The 19,635-nt window shown below is 60.4% G+C and carries 18 protein-coding genes; 6 read left to right on the forward strand and 12 right to left on the reverse strand.

The annotated features are described in order from the left end of the window. Window positions 1–11 precede the first annotated feature (11 nt). Window positions 12–2,243: a bifunctional 23S rRNA (guanine(2069)-N(7))-methyltransferase RlmK/23S rRNA (guanine(2445)-N(2))-methyltransferase RlmL gene (gene rlmKL / locus H1B37_RS27280; protein WP_182870446.1), complete on the reverse strand. Its 2,232-nt coding sequence runs from the start codon at window positions 2,241–2,243 to the stop codon at window positions 12–14. Window positions 2,244–2,649: 406 nt separating this feature from the next. On the opposite strand from rlmKL, the gene H1B37_RS27285 reads away from it, so the two are divergent. Together H1B37_RS27285 and H1B37_RS27290 are read left to right on the forward strand one after the other, a co-directional pair. After that, entirely contained in the window at window positions 2,650–2,916 is a 267-nt protein-coding gene (locus tag H1B37_RS27285) for a DUF3311 domain-containing protein (protein WP_182870447.1), read from the forward strand. Beyond that, the gene (locus H1B37_RS27290) at window positions 2,913–4,499 is read left to right on the forward strand and encodes a sodium:solute symporter family protein (RefSeq protein WP_353620935.1); all 1,587 of its coding nucleotides are present in this window, start codon (window positions 2,913–2,915) and stop codon (window positions 4,497–4,499) included. Before H1B37_RS27285 ends, H1B37_RS27290 begins: the two co-directional genes overlap by 4 nt. Here H1B37_RS27290 and H1B37_RS27295 read toward each other — a convergent pair. From H1B37_RS27295 to H1B37_RS27310, 4 genes are all read right to left on the reverse strand, one after another. Next, complete coding sequence (locus H1B37_RS27295; RefSeq protein ID WP_436298922.1) at window positions 4,496–5,500, reverse strand: BPSS1187 family protein; 1,005 nt, start codon at window positions 5,498–5,500, stop codon at window positions 4,496–4,498. The two genes, H1B37_RS27290 and H1B37_RS27295, sit on opposite strands and share 4 nt — an antisense overlap. A gap of 63 nt (window positions 5,501–5,563) precedes the next feature. Beyond that, the gene (locus H1B37_RS27300) at window positions 5,564–6,103 is read right to left on the reverse strand and encodes a Uma2 family endonuclease (protein ID WP_182870449.1); all 540 of its coding nucleotides are present in this window, start codon (window positions 6,101–6,103) and stop codon (window positions 5,564–5,566) included. A 160-nt stretch (window positions 6,104–6,263) separates the two neighbouring features. Next, entirely contained in the window at window positions 6,264–7,655 is a 1,392-nt protein-coding gene (locus H1B37_RS27305) for a tetratricopeptide repeat protein (RefSeq protein WP_182870450.1), read from the reverse strand. Window positions 7,656–7,771: 116 nt separating this feature from the next. Continuing rightward, window positions 7,772–9,319 (reverse strand): sigma-70 family RNA polymerase sigma factor, encoded by a 1,548-nt coding sequence (locus tag H1B37_RS27310; protein WP_286178250.1) that lies wholly within the window; start codon window positions 9,317–9,319, stop codon window positions 7,772–7,774. 1,026 nt (window positions 9,320–10,345) lie between these two features. Between H1B37_RS27310 and H1B37_RS27315 the strand changes: the two genes are divergently transcribed. Beyond that, window positions 10,346–10,774, forward strand: a complete 429-nt coding sequence (locus tag H1B37_RS27315; protein WP_182870452.1) for a hypothetical protein — start codon at window positions 10,346–10,348, stop codon at window positions 10,772–10,774. A gap of 87 nt (window positions 10,775–10,861) precedes the next feature. On the opposite strand, the gene H1B37_RS27320 is transcribed toward H1B37_RS27315, so the two are convergent. From H1B37_RS27320 to H1B37_RS34575, 4 genes are all read right to left on the reverse strand, one after another. Further along, window positions 10,862–11,392, reverse strand: a complete 531-nt coding sequence (locus tag H1B37_RS27320; RefSeq protein WP_182870453.1) for a type 1 glutamine amidotransferase domain-containing protein — start codon at window positions 11,390–11,392, stop codon at window positions 10,862–10,864. Between the two features lie 9 nt (window positions 11,393–11,401). Further along, window positions 11,402–11,860: a ribonuclease HI gene (gene rnhA / locus H1B37_RS27325; protein WP_182870454.1), complete on the reverse strand. Its 459-nt coding sequence runs from the start codon at window positions 11,858–11,860 to the stop codon at window positions 11,402–11,404. A gap of 120 nt (window positions 11,861–11,980) precedes the next feature. Further along, window positions 11,981–13,837 (reverse strand): sensor histidine kinase, encoded by a 1,857-nt coding sequence (locus H1B37_RS27330; protein WP_182870455.1) that lies wholly within the window; start codon window positions 13,835–13,837, stop codon window positions 11,981–11,983. Window positions 13,838–14,420: 583 nt separating this feature from the next. Continuing rightward, window positions 14,421–15,725, reverse strand: coding sequence for a pentapeptide repeat-containing protein (locus tag H1B37_RS34575; protein ID WP_353620936.1), 1,305 nt, complete (start codon window positions 15,723–15,725; stop codon window positions 14,421–14,423). On the opposite strand from H1B37_RS34575, the gene H1B37_RS34580 reads away from it, so the two are divergent. Together H1B37_RS34580 and H1B37_RS27340 are read left to right on the forward strand one after the other, a co-directional pair. Continuing rightward, window positions 15,726–15,986 carry an SHD1 domain-containing protein gene (locus H1B37_RS34580; protein ID WP_353620937.1) on the forward strand — a complete coding sequence of 87 codons (261 nt, stop codon included), beginning with the start codon at window positions 15,726–15,728 and terminating at the stop codon, window positions 15,984–15,986. It abuts the gene before it with no gap. Between the two features lie 104 nt (window positions 15,987–16,090). Then, the gene (locus H1B37_RS27340; protein ID WP_182870457.1) at window positions 16,091–16,612 is read left to right on the forward strand and encodes a GrpB family protein; all 522 of its coding nucleotides are present in this window, start codon (window positions 16,091–16,093) and stop codon (window positions 16,610–16,612) included. Here the strand turns inward: H1B37_RS27340 and yaaA are convergent. Beyond that, on the reverse strand, window positions 16,609–17,376 hold the full coding sequence (gene yaaA / locus H1B37_RS27345; protein ID WP_182870458.1) for a peroxide stress protein YaaA: 768 nt from the start codon (window positions 17,374–17,376) through the stop codon (window positions 16,609–16,611). The genes H1B37_RS27340 and yaaA overlap by 4 nt on opposite strands. Window positions 17,377–17,562: 186 nt before the next feature. Here yaaA and H1B37_RS27350 point away from each other — a divergent pair, with 186 nt between their 5' ends. Beyond that, a complete protein-coding gene (locus H1B37_RS27350; protein ID WP_182870459.1) occupies window positions 17,563–18,351 on the forward strand; it encodes a class I SAM-dependent methyltransferase in 789 nt (262 codons plus the stop codon). Window positions 18,352–18,371: 20 nt separating this feature from the next. On the opposite strand, the gene H1B37_RS27355 is transcribed toward H1B37_RS27350, so the two are convergent. Continuing rightward, the gene (locus H1B37_RS27355) at window positions 18,372–19,343 is read right to left on the reverse strand and encodes an MDR/zinc-dependent alcohol dehydrogenase-like family protein (RefSeq protein WP_182870460.1); all 972 of its coding nucleotides are present in this window, start codon (window positions 19,341–19,343) and stop codon (window positions 18,372–18,374) included. Window positions 19,344–19,373: 30 nt separating this feature from the next. Next, on the reverse strand, window positions 19,374–19,571 hold the full coding sequence (locus tag H1B37_RS27360; protein WP_182870469.1) for a hypothetical protein: 198 nt from the start codon (window positions 19,569–19,571) through the stop codon (window positions 19,374–19,376). Window positions 19,572–19,635 lie beyond the last annotated feature (64 nt).

Here is a 19,635-nt window from a genome sequence, read left to right on the forward strand (position 1 = left end):
CTGTTCCAGTGTTAGCGGACGATCCGCCAGCAGCGGTGGATGCGGCGGTTGCGAAAGTCTTCCGGCACGGTCTGTTTGGAAATTTCGTGGCACTCCGCTACGTCGAGCGCATCCGGATCGAATTTGAAGCGTCGAAAGTTGGTCGAAAACAGAATCACACCGCCTTTGCGGACCAACGGTAACAGGGTCTGCAGCATCGGGATCGCATCGGTTTGCACGTTCCAATCTTTCTCGGTCTTCTTGCTGCGTGAATAGGTCGGCGGATCGAACACGACCAGATCGTAGCGTTCGCCGGCGGGATGATCGGCAATGAATTGCTCGACATCGCTGGCGATGAATGAATGCCCGTCTTGGCGTTTCGCGTCGATCAGGCCGTTGATCCGGAGGTTCTCCTTCGTCCACGAAAGGTAGGTGTTCGACAGGTCGACGCTGGTCGTTTTCCGCGCGCCGCCGGCGGCGGCATAGACGGTGAACGCGCCGGTGTAGCAGAACAGGTTCAGCACCCACTTGTCTTTGGCGAGATCGCGGACCATCGAGCGGGCGACGCGGTGATCGAGAAACAGTCCCGTGTCGACATAGTCGTCCAGGTTAACGAGAAATTTCAGGCCGCCTTCGTGAACCACGAATCGGTTGCCCGTGTGGTCGACTTTCTCGTGCTGGGTGTTGCCTTTCTGGCGACCGCGACGTTTGAAGTGCACGTTGGATGCGGGCACCTCCAACGTCTCGCCGGCGGTCCGCGCCATCAGGTCCAACCAGTTGGCGTGCTGGGCGGGGTCACGATCGTGAGGACGCTCGTATTCGGTGATGTGCAAGTGGTCTTCGTAGCGGTCAACGATCAGCGGGATCTCGGGGATGTCGCGTTCGTAGAGTCGAAAACAGGTGATGTTGCGTTTCGTCGGCCAGCGTCGCAAATGCTTGGCGCGTTTGCGCAGCCGGGTGGCGAACAATTCCGCCTGATGCGTCGCCTTGGCATCCAAGTGTCCGAACGCGGCCGGGCCGGCGGCGTGCGTGTACGGTTTTTCCGGCGGCGCGGTGTGGTCACCCGGTGCGTCGTGCGGTTTCGCAGCGGCATCGCTGGATGCCACTTCGGCCGCTTCGCCCCGATCGCCGACGACGCGTTTGGGGCCGTGGAACTGATAGTAGGTGCATTCGATTCGACCGTTGTACAGTTTTCGTCGCCGGTCGGCCTGGCGTCCCACGGCGTGTTCGAAATTCGGATAGGCGGTCAGAAAATAGTGCGACCAGGTCGGCAACCCACGCAGCACGTCCGGCAAGGCGTGATAGAGCGCATCGAGTTCTCGATCCTCGCCGATGCGTCTGCCGTAGGGCGGGTTGGTGATCAGGCATCCGAAACGGCGCCGGCTGGTCAGCCTGAGTGCGTCGCCGGGTTGAAAGTGAATCGAATCGGCTACGCCGGCGCGTTCCGCATTGTCGCGTGCCGCGCGTAGAACGCGGCCATCGAGATCGCTGCCGAGAATCCGTTCCTCGATCGAGTCGACTTGGGCGGCGATCGCCCGACTGCGCAAATCCGGCAGCAGGGTCGTTGCAACCGTGGGCCAAGATTCGAAGGTGAAGTCGCGGTCGATCCCCGGGGCGATGTTGCGGCCGATGCGGGCCGCTTCGATCGGGATGGTGCCGCTGCCGCAGAACGGATCCAGTAGCGGCCGATCGGGTTTCCAAAAGCTGAGCAGGACCATGGCCGCTGCCAGGGTTTCCTTCAGTGGAGCCTGGGAGATGTCGGTTCGGTAGCCGCGGCGATGCAGGCTGCGCCCGGTCGTGTCGATCGTCAGCGTCGCGGTGTCTTTCAGTAGCGCGACGTCGATCTTGAACAGGGGGCCGGTTTCATCCAGTGTGGTGGCCCGGTGATCGCGGAGCATCGCGTCGACGATTGCGCGTTTGACGGTTCGTTGACAGGCCGGGACGCTGGAAAGTTGTGATTTGATCGATCGTCCGGTGACCGGGAATTCGGCGTCGATGGGCAACAGGTCCCCCCACGGGATCGCCCGTACCGTTTCAAACAAGGCGTCAAAGTCTGCCGCGGGGAATTCGGCGACGCGAATCAGTACACGGTCGGCACAGCGCAGCTGTAAATTCGCCAGCGCGATCGTTTCCAGGTCGCCGCGAAAGTGGACTCGCCCGGATTCGCCGATCGTGGCTTCGATGCCCAGCGTTTCCAGCTCGCGGCGGACGATCGCTTCGAGTCCGAAGGCGCAGGTGGCGATAAGGTCGTGGGTTGATGACACGGGGATTTTTAGTGGGTTGAAAGGCAACACCCGAGGATAACAGACCTGCCGAAGCGGGATAGGTGCTCGATTTGGCGGGATGCCGCGTTAAATGCCTATCCCACAATGGTTGGTGTCCAACTGGGCAGCGCCACTTTGAATACGAAAGACGGTGAATCGCCGTGCGGAGGTAGCTACCTTCGCCAGAAGGTGGATCCCCGGCGTTGTCCACGCTCTGGCGAGCGTAGCTACATCAAACCGATGTCCAGGCGGGTTTTAGTCGATCCTCGAGCAGATACGCGCCGCCTTCAGGCTAAACACCAACCTTTCCGACCCGGCTACCAGCGCGGTCGGCTGACGGGGTACACTCTTGGACTCTCCCGCCCGGTTTCCCGCCTTTAGAAAACGACTTTCGATCGGATTTTCAATGACGAGTTCCACGACTCCCAAATCCAACGGCATGTGGATCATCGCCGCGTTGGTGGTGCTGCTGCTGATTCTGCACCAGGACAATTGGTTTTGGACCGACGACACGCTGGTGTTCGGCTTCATTCCGATCGGCCTGTTCTGGCATGCCTGTATTTCCATCGGTGCCAGTTTGACCTGGGCCTTGGCGACGGTGATCGCGTGGCCGCTGGATGACGAAGTGGTTGAGCAACTCGAAGGCACCTCCAGCGAGGAGGCGACGTCGTGAATCATCCAGGACTGCCCCAATTAATCATCATCCTGTGCTATCTGGGCTTGCTGCTGCTGCTCGGGTTGTCATCAAGCCGGCTGTTCAAAGGCACCAAAGAAGACTACCAGGTCGCGAGCCACTCGATCGGTCCGTTCCTGTTGTTGATGAGTCTGTTCGGGACGACGATGACGGCGTTCGCGTTGGTCGGCAGCAGCGGCGAGGCCTTTAAAGAAGGCATCGGCGTCTACGGGATGCTGGCCAGCAGCAGCGGGATCATCCACTCGCTGTGTTTCTTTGTGATCGGTGTGAAGGTTTGGAAATTCGCCCGACGACACAAGTACACGACTCAAATCGAGTTCTTTCGCGACCGGTTGGAAAGCGACTTCATCGGATTGTTGCTGTTCCCCATCCTGGTCGGCCTGGTGGTGCCCTACCTGTTGATCGGCGTGATCAGCAGCGGGACGGTGATCCAGTCGTTGACCGCCGGATTGGCTCCGAATGTGGAAATGTTTCAGGCGCTCACTCCGGACGGCAACCCGATCGTGGCGCTCAACGGCGGCGTCCCGCCCTGGTTGGGGTCGCTGGTGATCTGCGTGGTGGTGCTGGTCTACGTGTTCTTCGGCGGCATGCGGGGGACGACCTGGGCCAACACGCTGCAGACGATCGTGTTCATGATCCTGGGCATCGTCACGTTCTATGTCATCGCCTCTCGCCTGGGTGGCCAAGACGGGCTGATGGCGAACTTGCAAGCGCTGGCCGAATCCGTCCCCGAAGAAAAGATCACTCGGATGGAGATGAGCAAGACGAAGTTCTTTACGTACTTGTTGATTCCGTTGTCGGTCGGCATGTTTCCGCACCTGTTCCAGCACTGGATGACCGCCAAAAGCGCCAACACGTTCAAGGTGCCGGTGATCTGTCACCCGTTGTTCATCATGATCGTGTGGGTGCCGTGCGTGCTGGTCGGCATCTGGGCGACGGGCGATTTGATTCCTCCCAAACCGCCATTGCCGAGCAATCCGAATACAATCCTGCCGTTCCTGGTCAAGACGCAAACCGGCAAGGTGCTCGGCGGTTTGTTGGCCGCGGGGATTCTGGCGGCGATCATGAGCAGCTTGGACAGTCAGTTCCTGTGCATCGGCACGATCTTCACCAACGATGTGTTGACGCATTACAAGGGCAAGGAAAACGTCTCCGACGCACAACAAGTCCTGTACACGCGGTTGTTCATCATCGGGATCGTCGCGATCACCTATCTGCTGAGCCTGGGGAACGTCAAAAGCGTGTTCGCGATGGGCGTGTGGTGCTTTAGCGGGTTCAGTGCCCTGTTCCCGATCGTGTTTGCGGCACTTTACTGGCGCGGTCTCACTGCGGCCGGCGCGATCAGCGGAATCTTTGCGGCGATTGTCAGCTGGAGCGTTTTGTTCTATCAGGCGCTCGAGCAAGACGCGTTGCGGACGTTCGTGCTGAAGTTGCCCCTGGGCGGCGAGGAATACGAGATCATGCCGGTTGTCGTGATGTTGGCCAGCTCGCTGGTCACGATGATCGTGGTGTCGTTGGTCACGCCCAAACCGAGCGAACAGACGCTGGCACGGTTCTTTTAATCCTGCCGCTGTTGCTTGTCACAGCTCTCGTCCAGCGGTGTTGCATCACCGACTTGGTCGACCGGGTGCGTGTAGAGGTAACGCCAGACGGGTTCGTGCATGAAGGATCCGTCGGTCGGATTTTTGTAGGCCCGGCTGCCCGGTTGGACGCTGCTGTGGGCGCGGCCGGCGTCGCCACCGACGTCGAAATCCGTGATCAGCCGGCGGGTGTTGGAGTACGGCGGCTGGGCCTGGTCGACGTTGACGATCGGGCCGAACTTGTGCATCCCCAGCAATTCCCAACTGCGGCAATAATGGTCGCCCGTCCAACCGCCGTCCAAGACGTGTGAAAACCCGAAGTAGCGATTCTCGGGCGTCGCCGAGGGCAGGGCCTGCCAGACCTGGTGCTGATCCCGCGGGCCGCACAACGCCACCACGCGGCTGACTTTCACATGTTTGGCGAACCGGGCTGCGGTGGTCGATCCGTGCGAGCTGCCCGAAACGATCACATCGTCCCAGCGAAGTTGTAATCCGTCCGCGGTCAAGAATTGGTCCCAGTTGCCCTCGGGATGCGTTTCGCTAAGCCAACGGACAAACTGAAGCGACCGTTCCATCATGCCGTCGGGCTTGGGGATGTCGACTTCGTCGCTAAAGTCTTCTCCGGTTGCCGCCTCCAGGCGAATGTTGCCGCGACAGTGCTCGCCGACCGGCTTCTGGCGGCAACAAATCGAAAACCAGCGGTTCGCGTAGTGCGGACGGATCACGTGCAGGCCATAGCTGTTCAAGCGATCGAACAGGGCCGTGTTGTTGCCCATCAACCAGATCACCAACTTGCCTTTGGCGGGGACACTGGTGTCGACCGAGGCGTGTTGAACGTCGGCCGGTCGGCCTTTGGCGTCTTCGATCAAAAAGCCGATTTCGGGATGCGCTTTGCAGCGTGGATCGATTTCACTGGCTCGGGCTTCCAGTCGTGTCGGGCCGCCGATTGCAACGGTTGCCCCCGTCGTGGTGATCAGGAGCATCGCAATCGCGACGGTTTCGAGAAGTCTTTGGTGTTTCATCAAGATGTTCAATGATCGAGGGGTTCAGGGGAAAAAGCGGTTGCAATCAACGGTCAAAACGCAATCACCACAGGGGCGCAGTTCGATCTGTCCTGCCGGTTGGGTCTGGTGCCAATTGTCGTTTGGGTCGCGTGTCCACATCACGATGCTGTTGTCATCGGGGTCCACAATCAAATAGGTTCCCACCCGGAAATCGCGGTAGAGAGTCTGCTTGAAGGTGAGGTCTCTTTCTCGCGTGGTTTCTGAAAGCACCTCAACGACCAACCCGGGAGGGTTCTGCACATGCCGATCCGGGACTCCGTCGCAGGACACGAGCACATCAGGTCGTACCACGGTCTCGTCGCTGACGATCCAGTCGATCTCGTGAAGCACTTCCGCGTGACAACCGGATTCCAGGATTGCACGGTGCAATTCATAGACGACACGCGCCGCAATCGCTTGGTGTCTGCCGAAGGGGCTGGGGCTCATCGAGACCGGAATCCCAGACCATAGCTCCCAGTCACCCTCCCAACCGAGATAGTCTTCGACCGTATAGTTGGGAATGTATCTTTGAGCCGCGGACATGAATTCGGATATATCGCAGTCGGTTTGGTGGGCTGGGAGTGCATGAGTCTCCCAGTTCGGACCATTGTAGTGGAAGTCAGTTGTGGACGGTCGGGAACGCGTGCTGTCCAGCTAGTCAGGCTCTCTCGGAGGCATCGACAGGCTGGAAGCCTATCCCACACTAATTCAACGTTTGATGCGCGGCCTGGACGGCGTCGCTCCAGTGGCCCATTTCGCGTTGGCGGACCAATCGCATGCTGGGGTACCAAGGCGTTTGGTCCCCCTCGCGTAACCAACGCCAATCGGGGACCCGACCGAGCATGACGGTGGTCGGAACACCGAGCGCGCCGGCCAGGTGCGCGACCGAAGTGTCGGTGGTGACCACATGGTCCAGGTTTTTCATCACCGCAGCGGTGTCGGTAAAGGCGCCGCCGCTGGTGTCGGTGTCGTCGGGCAGTCGGCTGATCGAGTCTCCAAAGTCAGCTTGGTCCAGTTGCTCGCTGCCGAATCCGAATTGCAAGCTGACCAAATGCAAGGATTCGTCTTCGGCCAGCGGTCGAAGTTCCTCCAACGCGATGCTGCGATACACATCGGCATGGTGCTTGGGGTTGCCCTGCCAGGCGATTCCGATCCGTTTTCGATGGTCTTTGCCCATCGCGTTCTTTTCCATCCAGTGATGCCAGTAGTTGACCAGCGGATCGGAAACGTTCAGGTAGCCGCAATGGTTCCCGCGTTGAAAGAAGCTGTCCGCGCCGTAGGGCAGTTTGCCGTTGGCTTGAAACCATCCGTCGACGGCATCCAGGAACGACGCGTGGTAGTCCACCGGCGGCAGTTGGCTGCCCACCGGCAGCAGCGTCTGCACGCCGTGGACGGACGTGAACAGCGGGATCATCTGGGGGGCGGTCTGCACGACCACGCGGGCACCCTCGGCCGCCAGCACGCTGGCGATGCGAATGAAGTGCATTTCATCGCCACGGCCTTGTTCGGGATACAGCAAGATCGAACGGCCGGAAATCGGCTCCCCTTTCCAAAGCGGGGCATGCGTTTGCGGCCGTCGCAGCCCGCCCATTTTCCAACGCCAACGATACTCCGCCCAGCCGCGCTCGAAGTCGCCCAGCAGCAGGTAGATCACACCAAGGTTGCGGTGCAGTTCGGGATCATCAGGCGCGATCTTTAGCCCTTTTTCATACCACGCCAGACCGCGTTCGATTTCGCCGGACCAGATCCACAGCGTGCCGCGGTTTTTGTAGACCGACAAATAGTTCGGATCCAACGCATGGGCTTTTTCGAAGCAGGCGTCACTTTCTTCGACAGCGCCGGTCATCCGCAGCGAATTGCCGAGGTTGTTCCAGGCGATCGGGAACTGGTCCTTCAGTTGCAGCGCGGTTCGATAGGCATTGATCGATTCGTCGTAGCGGCGCTGGTCAAATAGCGCGATGCCCAGATAAACGTGCGCTTCAGGGTTGCGTGGGGCCTGCTTGATGACGTGCTGGTACACGCGCAGGGCGTCCTCGATCTTGCCGGCTTGGTGAACTTTCCAGCCTTGCGAGAGGACATCGGCGACGGACGGCATTGCGGTGAGCTGGCTTTTACGCCTGCTAAATCAGAGTTTAAAAAACAAGGGCGGCGATTTTTCAATCGTCGCCCTTGATGCGTCATGGGGTGAACAGCCGAATGGGGTCGTCGCTGCTAATCCAGGAATCCGACCAAGTCTTGGCTGCGGCTGGGTTGTTGCAACTTGCGAACCGCCTTGGCTTCGATCTGTCGAATCCGCTCACGTGTGACTTTAAAGATGTGCCCGACCTCTTCCAGCGTGTAGCTGTAACCGTCACCGAGTCCGTAGCGGAGCTTGATGATTTCGCGTTCGCGATAGGAGAGCGACTTGAGCACGTTGGTGATTCGGTCGCGGAGCATTTCTTGCGTCGCGCCGATTTGAGGGCTTTCGGCGGTGCCGTCGGGCAGCAGGTCGCCGAACTGGCTGTCTTCGCTGTTGCCGACCGGGCGGTCCAGCGAGATCGGGAAGCGGCTCATGGTGAGCACACGACGCGCCTCTTCGACGGTCACATCGGCTCGGCGCGCGGTTTCTTCGATCGTGGGTTCGCGTCCGAGTTCTTGCAGCAATTGACGCGCGACGTTGCGAACGCGGCTCATCGTTTCGACCATGTGCACGGGGATCCGAATGGTCCGGCTTTGGTCGGCCACGGCGCGGGTGATCGCTTGGCGAATCCACCAGGTCGCGTAGGTGCAGAACTTGAATCCGCGGCGGTATTCGAACTTGTCGACCGCACGCATCAGGCCGGCGTTGCCTTCCTGGATCAGGTCCAGGAATGACAGTCCGCGGTTGCGGTACTTCTTGGCGATCGAGACGACCAGTCGCAGGTTTCCTTCGCTGAGTTCTCGCTTGGCCTGTTGGTACTCGGCGTAGACCATTTTCAGCATCCGGACGCGGTTGCGGAGCGAGGTCGGGGTTTCCTGGCACGCGGTCAGGATTTGGCGTCGCTCGTGAAGCAGGGCGTCGCGGGTTTCGCGGCCGTGCTTGGTGCGTCGTTGGTCGCGGATCAGCGAATCGATTTCGGCGATCCGGCGGCTGAACTTGTCCAGCAATTCGATGCGGGTTTCGATCCGCTGGGTCCGCAGTCCCAACTCTTCGATCAGACGGACGGCGCGACGTCGGCGGCGTGCCAGGGCCCGCCAGGCTTCGGCGCGGCGGCGTTTGGAAGCGCTTTTGCTGAGTGCGACCTTCCAATCGTGCTTGTTTCGCTTGAGCAGCGTTTGCAGGGTCAGCAGGTTGTGCGGCAGTCGGCCGATGATCTGTTCTTTTTCCAGACGGTCGGTCACCGAGACCTGGACGGTGCGGTCGAACGGCAGCTGGCCGCGGTAGACCTTCTTCAACGTCTTGTAGGCTTCGACCAAGACGTAATGGTTCTCGAGCAGTTTGGTTCGGAACCGTCGACGCGTCTCTTCAATGCGTTTGGCCAATTCGATTTCTTGGCGACGGGTCAGCAAGGGGATTTCACCCATCTGCGTCAGGTACATGCGGACCGGGTCGTCGGACCAGGTTTCCGCTTCCTCGACGGCCAATAATTCGTCTGGACTGTCCAGTTGAACCTCGCCCTCGGCCACCTGCGAAGGCGAACCCACGCCACCATCTTCCTCGTTCTCATCAATGGGAAGTTTGCGAAAGCCACCGGTCACCGCTTCGGCGGATTGTGCGGCGACGTCTTCAAATTCGTCCAAGAGGGTATCGAACAAAACTAAAACTCCAAGAGGAACAGTGCAGGGTATCTGTAATGAATGATGATCAGTGTGTCGGTTCGGCGTAGGGGTGTTTTGGTGAAAATCACCAAACCATTACTCCAGTTCAGTCGGCGGGTTGTCAGTGGTTGACGTGTCAGTGAGGGGTGACGTGTCAGTGATCAAACCGCATCGCCGGGTACCATGGCGAGCTATCCAACGGTGTCTGATTGAAATTCGCTGAGAAAACTCTACCACCCCCCTAGCGTCTCCCTGGTGTCCGCGGCCAATTGGAAAAACTTTCCAGTTGTCCCAGTTGACCTTGATTGGTTGACTTTACCGGGAGCGAGAAAGCGCAGTAGCGCTGCTGCCCGTCATTCTCCCGTGCAAACTTTCCCCAAGCATGACCCCCGTCTTCGCTTCCCGCCTTCACTTCGCGACGGTTAGGCGATCGATGACAGCAAACGAAAATGAACCTTCGAGTTGATTTCCGCGTAACACCTGAACCCGACCAACCGGAATGGTTCCACTTGATCAAGGCTGGGGAGTTGGACGCGAAGGTCTCTATCGGTCGATGGAAATTCGTTCCTGCCATCCACGCAACCATCGCTGGTGTTGGACTTCGACTTTCGCCATCCATGCCGTTCCCGACGTGTTCACGCCACCAAAATGAGTCGCAGATCCGTTTCCACCGGATCGCTCGTACGAACAAACTAGTTCGTTATTAAGCCGCGGGTCATCGGGGATGTCCGACAGGCGTCGTGATCGCACCGCAGCGAGCCGAGAGACGGAACGTTTCTGGCGTCGATGGGGCGGTCAGTCCGGTGTGGGAGCGGCGTGTATCGTGGCGTGATCGAGTACGGGTAAGATTTTAGTCCCGTCGTCAGTCGGGTCCACCCGCAACAACTTCAAATCTTCTTCATATTTTCGCCGATGTACCTGCTATCTTGCCCAAATTGTCACGCTGAACTTTCGGTCACCCCTGCTCAGGCGGGTGACACCACGCCATGCCCCCAGTGCCAAGGCGACGTGGCGATCCCGAAACTGGGTGAGCTGAAAAAATTGCCACAAGTCGAAACGGCCCCCAGCGAGGCGGCACCGGCGGCGACGACCGGGGGCGGGGCGATCGCCTTTGTCGCGCTCGCCTTGATCGCCGTCGCGCTGCTCTTGGGGGCCGGATACAACGCTGTTCGTTGGGCAATGATCGAAACCACGACCACAACCGAGTCGCATTTGCAGGAAGTTGAGGAGAGTTACGCGCAGGTGGAACCGGCGTCGGTCGTGCTGGATTTCGAGGACATGGAGGTCCGCTCACTGGATCTGGTGTCGCCCTACACCTACCACGCGGTTGTCACCGAGAAGGCGCGGTGGGGCTGGAATGCGGTGATCACTGCCGGCTTGGCGCTCGGTTGCGGCATCGCGGCATTCGGCGCTGCGTCGTTGGGGCGCAAGGATTGATCAATCGCGCCCGGCCACAAGGACACTTGGGTGGCGGTGTCCGATCTTAAGTCGTGCAAAAGGAACGGGCCAACCGTTCGTTGATTCTCAATCGCAACAGAGCTTGATCAGCTCGCGACAGAAATCCGGCAGGTCATCCGGCCGGCGACTGGTCACGTGGTTGCGGTCGACCACAACGGCGGCGTCCTGGTAGGTGGCCCCGGCGTTGATCAGGTCGTCTTTGATCCCCGGTGATCCGGTGACGTTGATGCCCCGATAGACGCCCGCGGAGATCGGGATCCAACCGCCATGACAAATCGCGGCGATCGGTTTGCCGGCTTCATTGAAGGCCTGGACCAATCGCAGCACGACCGGGTCGCGCCGCAGTTTGTCTGGCATGAATCCGCCGGGGACCACCAGCGCGTCAAAGGACGCTTCATCCATCGCGTCGATCCGCGCATCGGAGACGCAGGGGTAGCCGTTTTTTCCTGCATAGCACCGTTCCGCTTCGGGGCCGGCCACGGTGACCGCCGCACCGGCTTCGATCAAACGCAGTTTCGGGTACCACAGTTCCAGGTCCTCGTAGATGTCTCCGACCAGGATCAGCACGCGTTTTCCCGTCAGCGGGGTCTCGTTCATTGTGGGTTCCTATTTCTTGACCAGGTAGCGTTGGTATGCGGCGACGGCCAACTGGTCGCAGCGTTCGTTTTCCAAGTGGCCGCTATGGCCTTTGACATGTTCGAATTTGATTTGGTGCGTTTGCATCAGCCGGTCCAACTCTTTCCACAGTTCGACGTTCTTGACGGGCACCAGTTTCGAGCCGTCTTTGCGTTTCCAACCACGGCTCTTCCAGCCCTTCATCCAGCTTTGCATGCCTTGCAACACGTAGCTGCTGTCGGCATACAACGTGACCTCGCAGGGCTCCTTGAGGGCTTTCAAGCCTTCGATCACCGCCTGCAGTTCCATCTTGTTGTTGGTCGTCTGGGGATCACCGGCGGAGCGTTCGAGTTCCTTGGCGGTTTTGCCGCAGCGGAGGATAAACGCCCAGCCTCCCGGGCCGGGGTTTCCGCTGCACGCGCCGTCGGTAAAAAGTTGAACTGGTTTCATCGCCTGGGCGGGTTGGGTGACTTGGTCGGGCGGAGTGATGTGTCGATGATCGGCATCGGGTGGAATCGGCGGCGAGTCTTTCGGTGAACCCCGGGGGGGGCAACCGGCCAGGGGGGGCGCTCACTTGGCGACCATGTCACCGGGCACGTCCCCGACGGTTCCATTGGTCGGGGTGGGTAATCCGCGCGGCTGAGACAACTCGGTGGCCGATTGCAATGTTTCATCGCTCAATCGCCACGGCAACTCCACCCAAAACGTGCTGCCGCGTCCGAGTTCGCTTTCGAAACCGACTTCGCCGCCGAGCAGTTTGGCCAGTTCCTTGACGATCGAAAGCCCCAAACCGGTGCCGGCGAATTCACGCGTCAGCCCCTCGCCGTCGAGCACTTTGCGGCTCTGGCGAAACTTTTGAAAGATCACCGATTGGTCTTCTTCGGCAATCCCCACGCCGGTGTCGATGATCAGCAACCGGAACCGGCCGGTCGAGAGACCACCAGACAGATCGATCACCCGCACCGTCACCATGCCGCCTTCGGGCGTGAACTTGATCGCGTTGGAGAGCAGGTTGTTGACGATCTGGCCGAGCTTGTTGGGGTCTTGATAGGCCGTCGGCAGATCGTCGGGCACGTCGACGGTCAACGAAATGTCTTTCTCCTCGGACAGCGAACCGATCATGTCGCACTGCGCGGTGACCAGGCGTCCGAGGTCGAATTCATTGCGGCGGACTTCCATCTTTCCCGCTTCGACTTTGGCCAGGTCCAAGATGTCGTTGATCATTTCCAGCAACAGACGACCGCTCTTTTGAATGTTCTGGGCGTAACGCCGTTGTTTGTCGGTCAGCGAGTCGATGCCTTGCAACACATCGGAAAACCCGATGATGCTGTTCAGCGGCGTCCGCAACTCGTGGCTCATGTTGGCCATGAAATCGCTTTTGACGCGGTTGGCTTCGTAGAGTTGCCAGTTCAGCTGGGCCAACTGGTCGACCCGGCCGTCGAGTTCGGCGTTGATGATCCGCTCCTTCTCCTGGCTTTCCAGCATCCCGCGCAACATCCGGTTGAAGGCATCGGCCAGCTCGCGAAACTCGTCCTCCGATTCGATCTCCGCACGCTGCGTCACGTCACCGTGGGTGATCGAGTCACTGACGTCGCGTAAGTGATACAACGGCTCGAGCACCAGGTAGCGGATCAACGCGTGCAACATGTACAGCGTGGCTGCGACGATGAACAATGCCAACGCGACGACGATCGAACTGATCCAAGTGGTTTGGTTCTCCGTGTCTTTGTACGGCATGCTGACACGGATGACACGGAACGGCGCCAAACTGGCTTGCTCGATCGGCGTGCCCGACGTGGCCAACGTCGCCTTGTCGCCTTCGGGTGCGTGACAGGTGATGCACGTCAGTTTGGGAAAGACGGGGCGGTAGTAGATGTAGCGACCGTCGACCGGCCCGAGTTGTTGATGAACCGGCATCGTGCCGAGCCCGATCATGCTCATCGATTCGTTTTCCCCCAAGTCGATCGACTCGGAGATGTCGGGTTGTTGTTGGGCGATTCGGCGGGCCAATTGGGTGCGGAATTGGGGTTCCAGCTTTTTCAGCCGCTGCCGCTCGGCGGGATCCTTGGGCGGCGCGAGCGGCGGCAAATTGGTGTACGTCACCTCGTCTTCCAGCCCCAGGATTTCGAACTCGATGTCCTTGGCCAACATCTCGGCCCGCAAACCGGCCAGGATCGGCTGGTTGGCCGCAATCGCTTCAGGGCTGCTGGTCTGGGCCCACTTGGCGTCACTGTGCAGCAGCATCAGCTGGGCATCGGCCAAATCCTGGGCGCGTTGCTGCGTGGTCCGCTGAACCAGACGGTTGCCGAGCGTTTGCACCACCAAAAACGCGCCGCACATTAGCAGCGTGAACGCCGACCCGAAGAAAAGCAGGCACTTTCGCTCCAGGCTCATCGACGAAAACAGTCCTTGAACCACGCGAAACATGAGGCTGATTGAACCGTAGGGAGAGGACGAGTCTGGTAAACTGGTGGTGATGAAACGCTGCGACGGTGTCGATCCGCAATCGACGCAGCGTTGGTTTTATCGCGTTGACCGCCGCCGGTGACAGAGTGATTCCGGGGTTCTGGCCGGCGGAGAACAAGACCAATTTGCCCAGTTTATCTGCTTGTGACCCGATTTTGGGCGAATTAGCATAGTCGGTTCTAACATTCGCCGCTTTCCGAATCTCCCCCCTTAACCGCGTGTATCGTGCGGCAGATCGGCCGCTCAGGAGCCTAAAACCATGAATCGAAAGGTCCGAAACGCTTTTCAGTGGACCCTGGTTGTCTGCTTGACCGTGATGCTGGGCATCGGCCCCGCGTCAGCCGGCGGGCTGCTAAACCGTCTCCGTGGTAACTCGTCTGATTCCTGCGCAGACGTCTGTTGCCCGGAACCCGTTTGCGTTTCCCAGCCCGTCTGCCCCGCGCCGGTGGTCATCTGCTGTGACCCGGTGCCGGTTTGTGACCCCGCGCCGGTTTGCTGCGATCCCGCCCCGGCCTGCGAAGTCATCCCCTGCCCGCCGGTCGTTTCAGTCGATTGCTGTAGCAGCGACGTCGCCTCCGAAGCTCCGGCCGCCGATGCCGCACCGCAGACGCCGGAATCGACCGACGCGGCCCCCCCCGCCCCCGAAACACCGGCCGAATCTGAGACACCGGCCGAATCTGAGCCCGCTCCGCCACAGCCGGCCGCCAGCGAGCCGGAACCGCCCGTCGCCGAAGCCCCCGAGACTACCGAAGCGGAAACCACCGAGGCGGCCAAGCCGCCGGTCGAAAGCGAACCGGCCGCCGCCGAACCGAATCCGTTTGACAAGACTGCCGAACCGGCCCCCGCTGAACCGGCTCCCGCTGAACCGGCCCCTGCTGAACCGGCTCCCGCTGAACCGGCTCCCGCTGAACCGGCTCCCGCTGAACCGGCTCCTGCTGAGCCAGCGCCCGCTGAACCGGCCCCTGCTGACGATCTGTTCGGCGACGCACCCGCTGAAGCCGCACCCGCTGAAGCCGCACCGACCGATGACGCAATGGACGACCTGTTCGGTGATCCCGAACCCGCTGACGCGGCACCTGCTGACGCGGCACCTGCTGACGGCGGCCAGGACGATTTGTTCGGCGATGCACCGGCCGAAGCTGCTCCCGCTGAAGCCGCACCGGCTGATGACGCGATGGACGACCTGTTCGGCGATCCGGCCCCTGCCGATGCTGCACCGGCCGACGCGGCACCCGCCGATGCTGCACCCGCCGACGGCGGCCTGGACGATCTGTTCGGCGATGCACCGGCCGAAGCCGCTCCCGCTGAAGCCGCACCGGCTGATGACGCGATGGACGACCTGTTCGGCGATCCGGCCCCTGCCGATGCTGCCCCCGCCGACGCTGCACCGGCTGACGCTGCACCGGCTGACGCTGCACCCGCCGACGGTGGCCTGGACGACTTGTTCGGTGATGCCCCCGCTGAAGCAGCCCCCGCAGAAGCCGCAGCGGCCGATGACGCCATGGATGATCTGTTCGGCGACCCGGCACCCGCCGAAGCTGCCCCCGCCGACGCTGCACCGGCTGACGACGCGATGGATGACCTGTTCGGCGATCCGGCACCTGCCGACGCTGCCCCTGCCGATGCGGCACCTGCCGACGGCGGACTGGATGACCTGTTCGGCGACCCGAGCGAACCGGCCGACGATGCTTCTGGCGAGGCCCCCGCAACCGATGCGTTGGACGATCTGTTCGGCGATCCGGCCGACGACGCTCCGGCCACCGATGCCGCACCGGCCGAAGAGGCGACGGACAATCTGGATGACTTGTTCGGCCAAGCCCCCGCTGCCGACGACACCGTCAACGTTCATGTGGTCACCGTCGCTCCCGCAGCTCCGGCGATCAACCCGCTGGACGAGACCCACATCCGAACTTGGATCGACAACACGGGCAAGTACCAGGTCGAAGGTCGCTTGATCGAGATCAACCGCGACAACGTTCGGCTGTTCAAGTCCAACGGTCGAACCTGCACCGTTCCCTTCCAGCGGCTGTGCCCGGCGGATGCCTCGTACGTCGAATCGATCCGCGATGCGGTCAAGCAATCGCGACTGCCGTTGTTGAGCAGCAAGTAGCGTCCAAAGCTTGACAGGGTGAAACGATACGGCGAGCCTATCGCAGCTGCGATAGGCTCGTTTTTTTTATCGATGGCCGCCCCGCCACAGGTTTCAATCCAACCATGGCCGACACCGTTCGACTGATGCACTACGACCCGCGCTGGCCGCAGGAGTTCGAGCAGACTCGGAGCGGGATTCTGCACAGTTGTCTCGGGTGGGTGATCGATGTGCAGCACATCGGCAGCACCGCGATCGGCGGCATGATCTCCCGTCCCGTGCTGGACGTGGTCGCGGCGGTTCGCGACGACGATGATGCTCAACAGGCGATCGCCGAATCAATCGACATGATCGAGGGGCTGAATTTTCGCCGCGTCGCCACGCCGATGTGGGCTGCCGAGGCGATCGTACTTTGCAAACCTCGCAGCGGAGAACCGACCCATCGGGTTTTTTTGACCTATCTGGACAGCCCGTTCTATCGCAGCTCGATCGCCGTCCGCGATGCGCTGCGACGGGATCGAGAACTGTCGTTGCGGTTCGAGGAAACCAAGGTCGCGCGATGGCGCCAGGGGGCAGGCCAGCCGCAGCGATACGCCGATGACAAATCCGTGTTCTTTGCGCACCTGATCGAACACCATGGGGGCTAACCACGCAAGAACACCGGTGCCGATTCGGTCGACGATTCCGGGTCGTATCGGTACCCGTCTTCGGCAAACTTAACCAGCTTGCCGATCGTTTTGACTTTGTTTCGAATCACCCACGACGCCATCGTGCCGCGAGCCTTTTTGGCAAAGTAACTGATCACGCGGTACTTGCCGTTGCTCTGGTCCTTGAACACCGGCGCGATAATTTGTGCCTGGACGTCCTTCTTCTGGATGCTGCGGAAATACTCGTTGGATGCCAGGTTCACCAGGAACCCGCAGTCGGTCGCGGCGAGTTGTTCGTTGATCGATTGTGTGATTCGTGATCCCCAAAACGCGTACAGATCTTTTCCCCGACGTGTCTTCAGCGCGGTGCCCATTTCAAGCCGGTAGGGCAGCATGGCGTCGAGCGGTCGCAGCACTCCGTAAAGCCCCGAGAGAATCCGCAGATGGTCTTGGGCAAACAACAGTTGTTTTTCGGTCATCCGGTCCGCCTGCAGCCCCAGGTAGACGTCGCCTTTGAAGGCCAAAACCGCCGGCCGCGTGGCTTCCGGCGGCATCGGCAGCTGCCAGTCCTGGTAACGCTGATAATTCAATTCGGCCAATTTGTCGCTCACCCCCATCAAGGCCTGGATCTGTTTGAGCGTCTTCTTTTTCAGCCCCCCGACCAGCGTCTCGCTTTCGGCGATCCACTCCGGCGTGGTTTGCGACGCGATCTTCGGTTCGGATTCATAATCGAGCGTTTTGGCCGGCGAGAGGACGATCAGCATGATGTCGATTGGGGGAGCGGGTTGGACGGGTGGAATCGTGGTGTCGTGATCAAGTGCGGTGGGGGACGTGCTCCAGCGCGGTGGTAGACGGGGTATTGTAGAACGGTTAAAAGCCTTGCCAATGACCGATGCCTGCTGGTCTGCTTCGCCCCGATCGCCAATCAGCCCCCTTCGCCAATCAGAACTGTGCAAGAACTCAACGAATCCATCTACGACCACCCGAAATACTATGACCTGGTATTCGGGGCGGACTGTGCCGCGGAAACCAAGTTCATTCTGGGCTGTGCGGAGCGGTACTCAAGCCGTCCGGCGAAACGCTTTTTCGAACCGGCGTGCGGCACCGGGCGGTTGCTGTATTCACTCGCTCGACACGGTCACGACGTCGATGGATTGGATTTAAATCCCAAGGCGATCGAGTTCTGCAACGCTCGATTCGAGCGTCACGAGATGCCGTACCGTGCGTTCGTGGCCGACATGTCGGACTTTCGGCTGCGAAAAAAGGCGGACGTCGCGTTCAATACGATCAACAGTTTTCGTCACCTGTCGACTGAAGCGGCCGCCCGTGGGCACTTTGATTCGATGGCCGATGCCGTCCGCGTCGGCGGGCTGTATCTGCTGGGCGTCCACCTGACTCCGACCGATGCGACGCCGAGCGAAGGGGAGTCCTGGTCCGCCCGACGCGGGCATCTGACGGTCAACACGCACATGTGGACCAACTCGCGTGACCCCAAACGTCGCGTCGAAAAATTCGGCATCCGATTCGACATCCACCGTCCGTCCGGATCGGTGCGGATCGTCGACGAGTTGGTGCTCCGCAGTTACACGATGCGTCAGATGAAGGCGTTGATCGATCACAGCGGCCGCTGGGAGATCGTCGAAACGTTCGACTTCGGATATGACCTTGCCGATCCGATCGTCGTCAATCCCAGCAGCGAAGACGTGGTCTATGTGCTTCGTCGCCGCCGATCGAAATAGGCGGTCGATCGGACCGGCCGTTAGGGTGCCGAACCGATCTCAAACACGACCTTGAATGAATTCGGGCTGGCGGCCGATTCGAATGCGCGACCGAACTGGTCCAGCGAGTAACGGTCGGTGATCAGCCCGGTCACGTCGATTCTGGCTTCGGCCAACGCATCGAGCGCTTTCGCAAACGGCCCGCAACGCGATCCGACCACACTGACTTCATCGATCACGATCGCGGCGAGCGAGAGTTCATGCGGGGCGGCCACCGTTGTCTTCAGGACCACCGTCCCGCGCGGCCGAACCATGTGAATCGCCATCGGCAATCCCGTTGTCGATCCGCTGCAATCGACCACCACGTCGAATTTGTGTTGGGGAAGCTCGGCGGGATCGGCCGAGGGGACCTGGACCGTTTCGTACCCGCGGTGCCCGAACCGCAACAGTTTGACGCCGTGTTTGCCAAACACGGTGATCCGATTGGTGACCAGAGAAAGCACTTGAGCCGTCAGGTAGCCCAATCGGCCGTCGCCCAAAATCGCGATCTGGTCGTCGGCTCCGATCGCGACCTGTTCCAGAATTTCAAAGGCGGCGGCCAGGGGTTCGGTGAATAACGCTTGGTCATCGCTGACGTTGTCGGGAACCACGTGGAGGTTGTGTTCCGGAATCGCGACACTGTCTGCAAACGCGCCGTCGTGCCGGTCGATCCCGATGACCGTCCGGTTGGGGCAATGCGTCGGTCGACCGGCCAAGCAGGTCGGGCACGTTCGGCAATTGCAATTGATCTCGCCGACCACACGCCGACCGGCATGGGCACCGGATTGTGCGACGCCGACAAACTCATGGCCCAGAATACCGTGGAATCCCATGTAACCACGGGCGAGTTGCAGATCGGTTTCGCAGATGCCGGCCTTGAGAACCTGGACCAGCACTTCACCGTCGGCCGGTGTCGGATCGGCATGCGAAGGTTGGAAGTGAAGCCCGCCGGCATCCAGGGTGATCGCTTTCATGGGACCGTTTCCGTGTTTCTAAATTCGCGACTATCCGCGGCCGCCTTCGCAACAGGTTTCACAGATCGAATGGCAGCGTGAACATTGCAGTTTGCCACGGATTTCGATCAGCGTCTTGCCGCGACAGACCGGACAAACCCCGTGGCCGCTGGCGCCACGGGTGACTTCGCATGTTCTTGGCAACGCATCGTCTGTCGGGGCCAATGGAGTGGTGTTCGGAACGTCCATCAATGCGGTATCCTTCGCGCGTTCGAGTCGTGGATCTAACAAGCAGCTTGCAGTCTATCCGCTA

It is taken from the genome of Stieleria mannarensis (assembly GCF_014154935.1).
GTDB lineage: Bacteria > Planctomycetota > Planctomycetia > Pirellulales > Pirellulaceae > Stieleria > Stieleria mannarensis.

Bases quoted from the DNA above. Each gene is read 5' to 3' on its own strand.
- H1B37_RS34575 (WP_353620936.1), bottom strand. From the start codon at position 15,725: ATGAACGTTGACGGTGTCGTCGGCAGCGGGGGCTTGGCCGAACAAGTC.
- H1B37_RS27285 (WP_182870447.1), top strand. From the start codon at position 2,650: ATGACGAGTTCCACGACTCCCAAATCCAACGGCATGTGGATCATCGCC.
- H1B37_RS27355 (WP_182870460.1), bottom strand. From the start codon at position 19,343: ATGAAAGCGATCACCCTGGATGCCGGCGGGCTTCACTTCCAACCTTCG.
- H1B37_RS27320 (WP_182870453.1), bottom strand. From the start codon at position 11,392: ATGAACGAGACCCCGCTGACGGGAAAACGCGTGCTGATCCTGGTCGGA.
- H1B37_RS27305 (WP_182870450.1), bottom strand. From the start codon at position 7,655: ATGCCGTCCGTCGCCGATGTCCTCTCGCAAGGCTGGAAAGTTCACCAA.
- rnhA (WP_182870454.1), bottom strand. From the start codon at position 11,860: ATGAAACCAGTTCAACTTTTTACCGACGGCGCGTGCAGCGGAAACCCC.
- H1B37_RS27340 (WP_182870457.1), top strand. From the start codon at position 16,091: ATGGCCGACACCGTTCGACTGATGCACTACGACCCGCGCTGGCCGCAG.
- H1B37_RS27330 (WP_182870455.1), bottom strand. From the start codon at position 13,837: ATGTTTCGCGTGGTTCAAGGACTGTTTTCGTCGATGAGCCTGGAGCGA.
- H1B37_RS27360 (WP_182870469.1), bottom strand. From the start codon at position 19,571: ATGGACGTTCCGAACACCACTCCATTGGCCCCGACAGACGATGCGTTG.
- yaaA (WP_182870458.1), bottom strand. From the start codon at position 17,376: ATGCTGATCGTCCTCTCGCCGGCCAAAACGCTCGATTATGAATCCGAA.
- H1B37_RS27295 (WP_436298922.1), bottom strand. From the start codon at position 5,500: ATGCTCCTGATCACCACGACGGGGGCAACCGTTGCAATCGGCGGCCCG.
- H1B37_RS27300 (WP_182870449.1), bottom strand. From the start codon at position 6,103: ATGTCCGCGGCTCAAAGATACATTCCCAACTATACGGTCGAAGACTAT.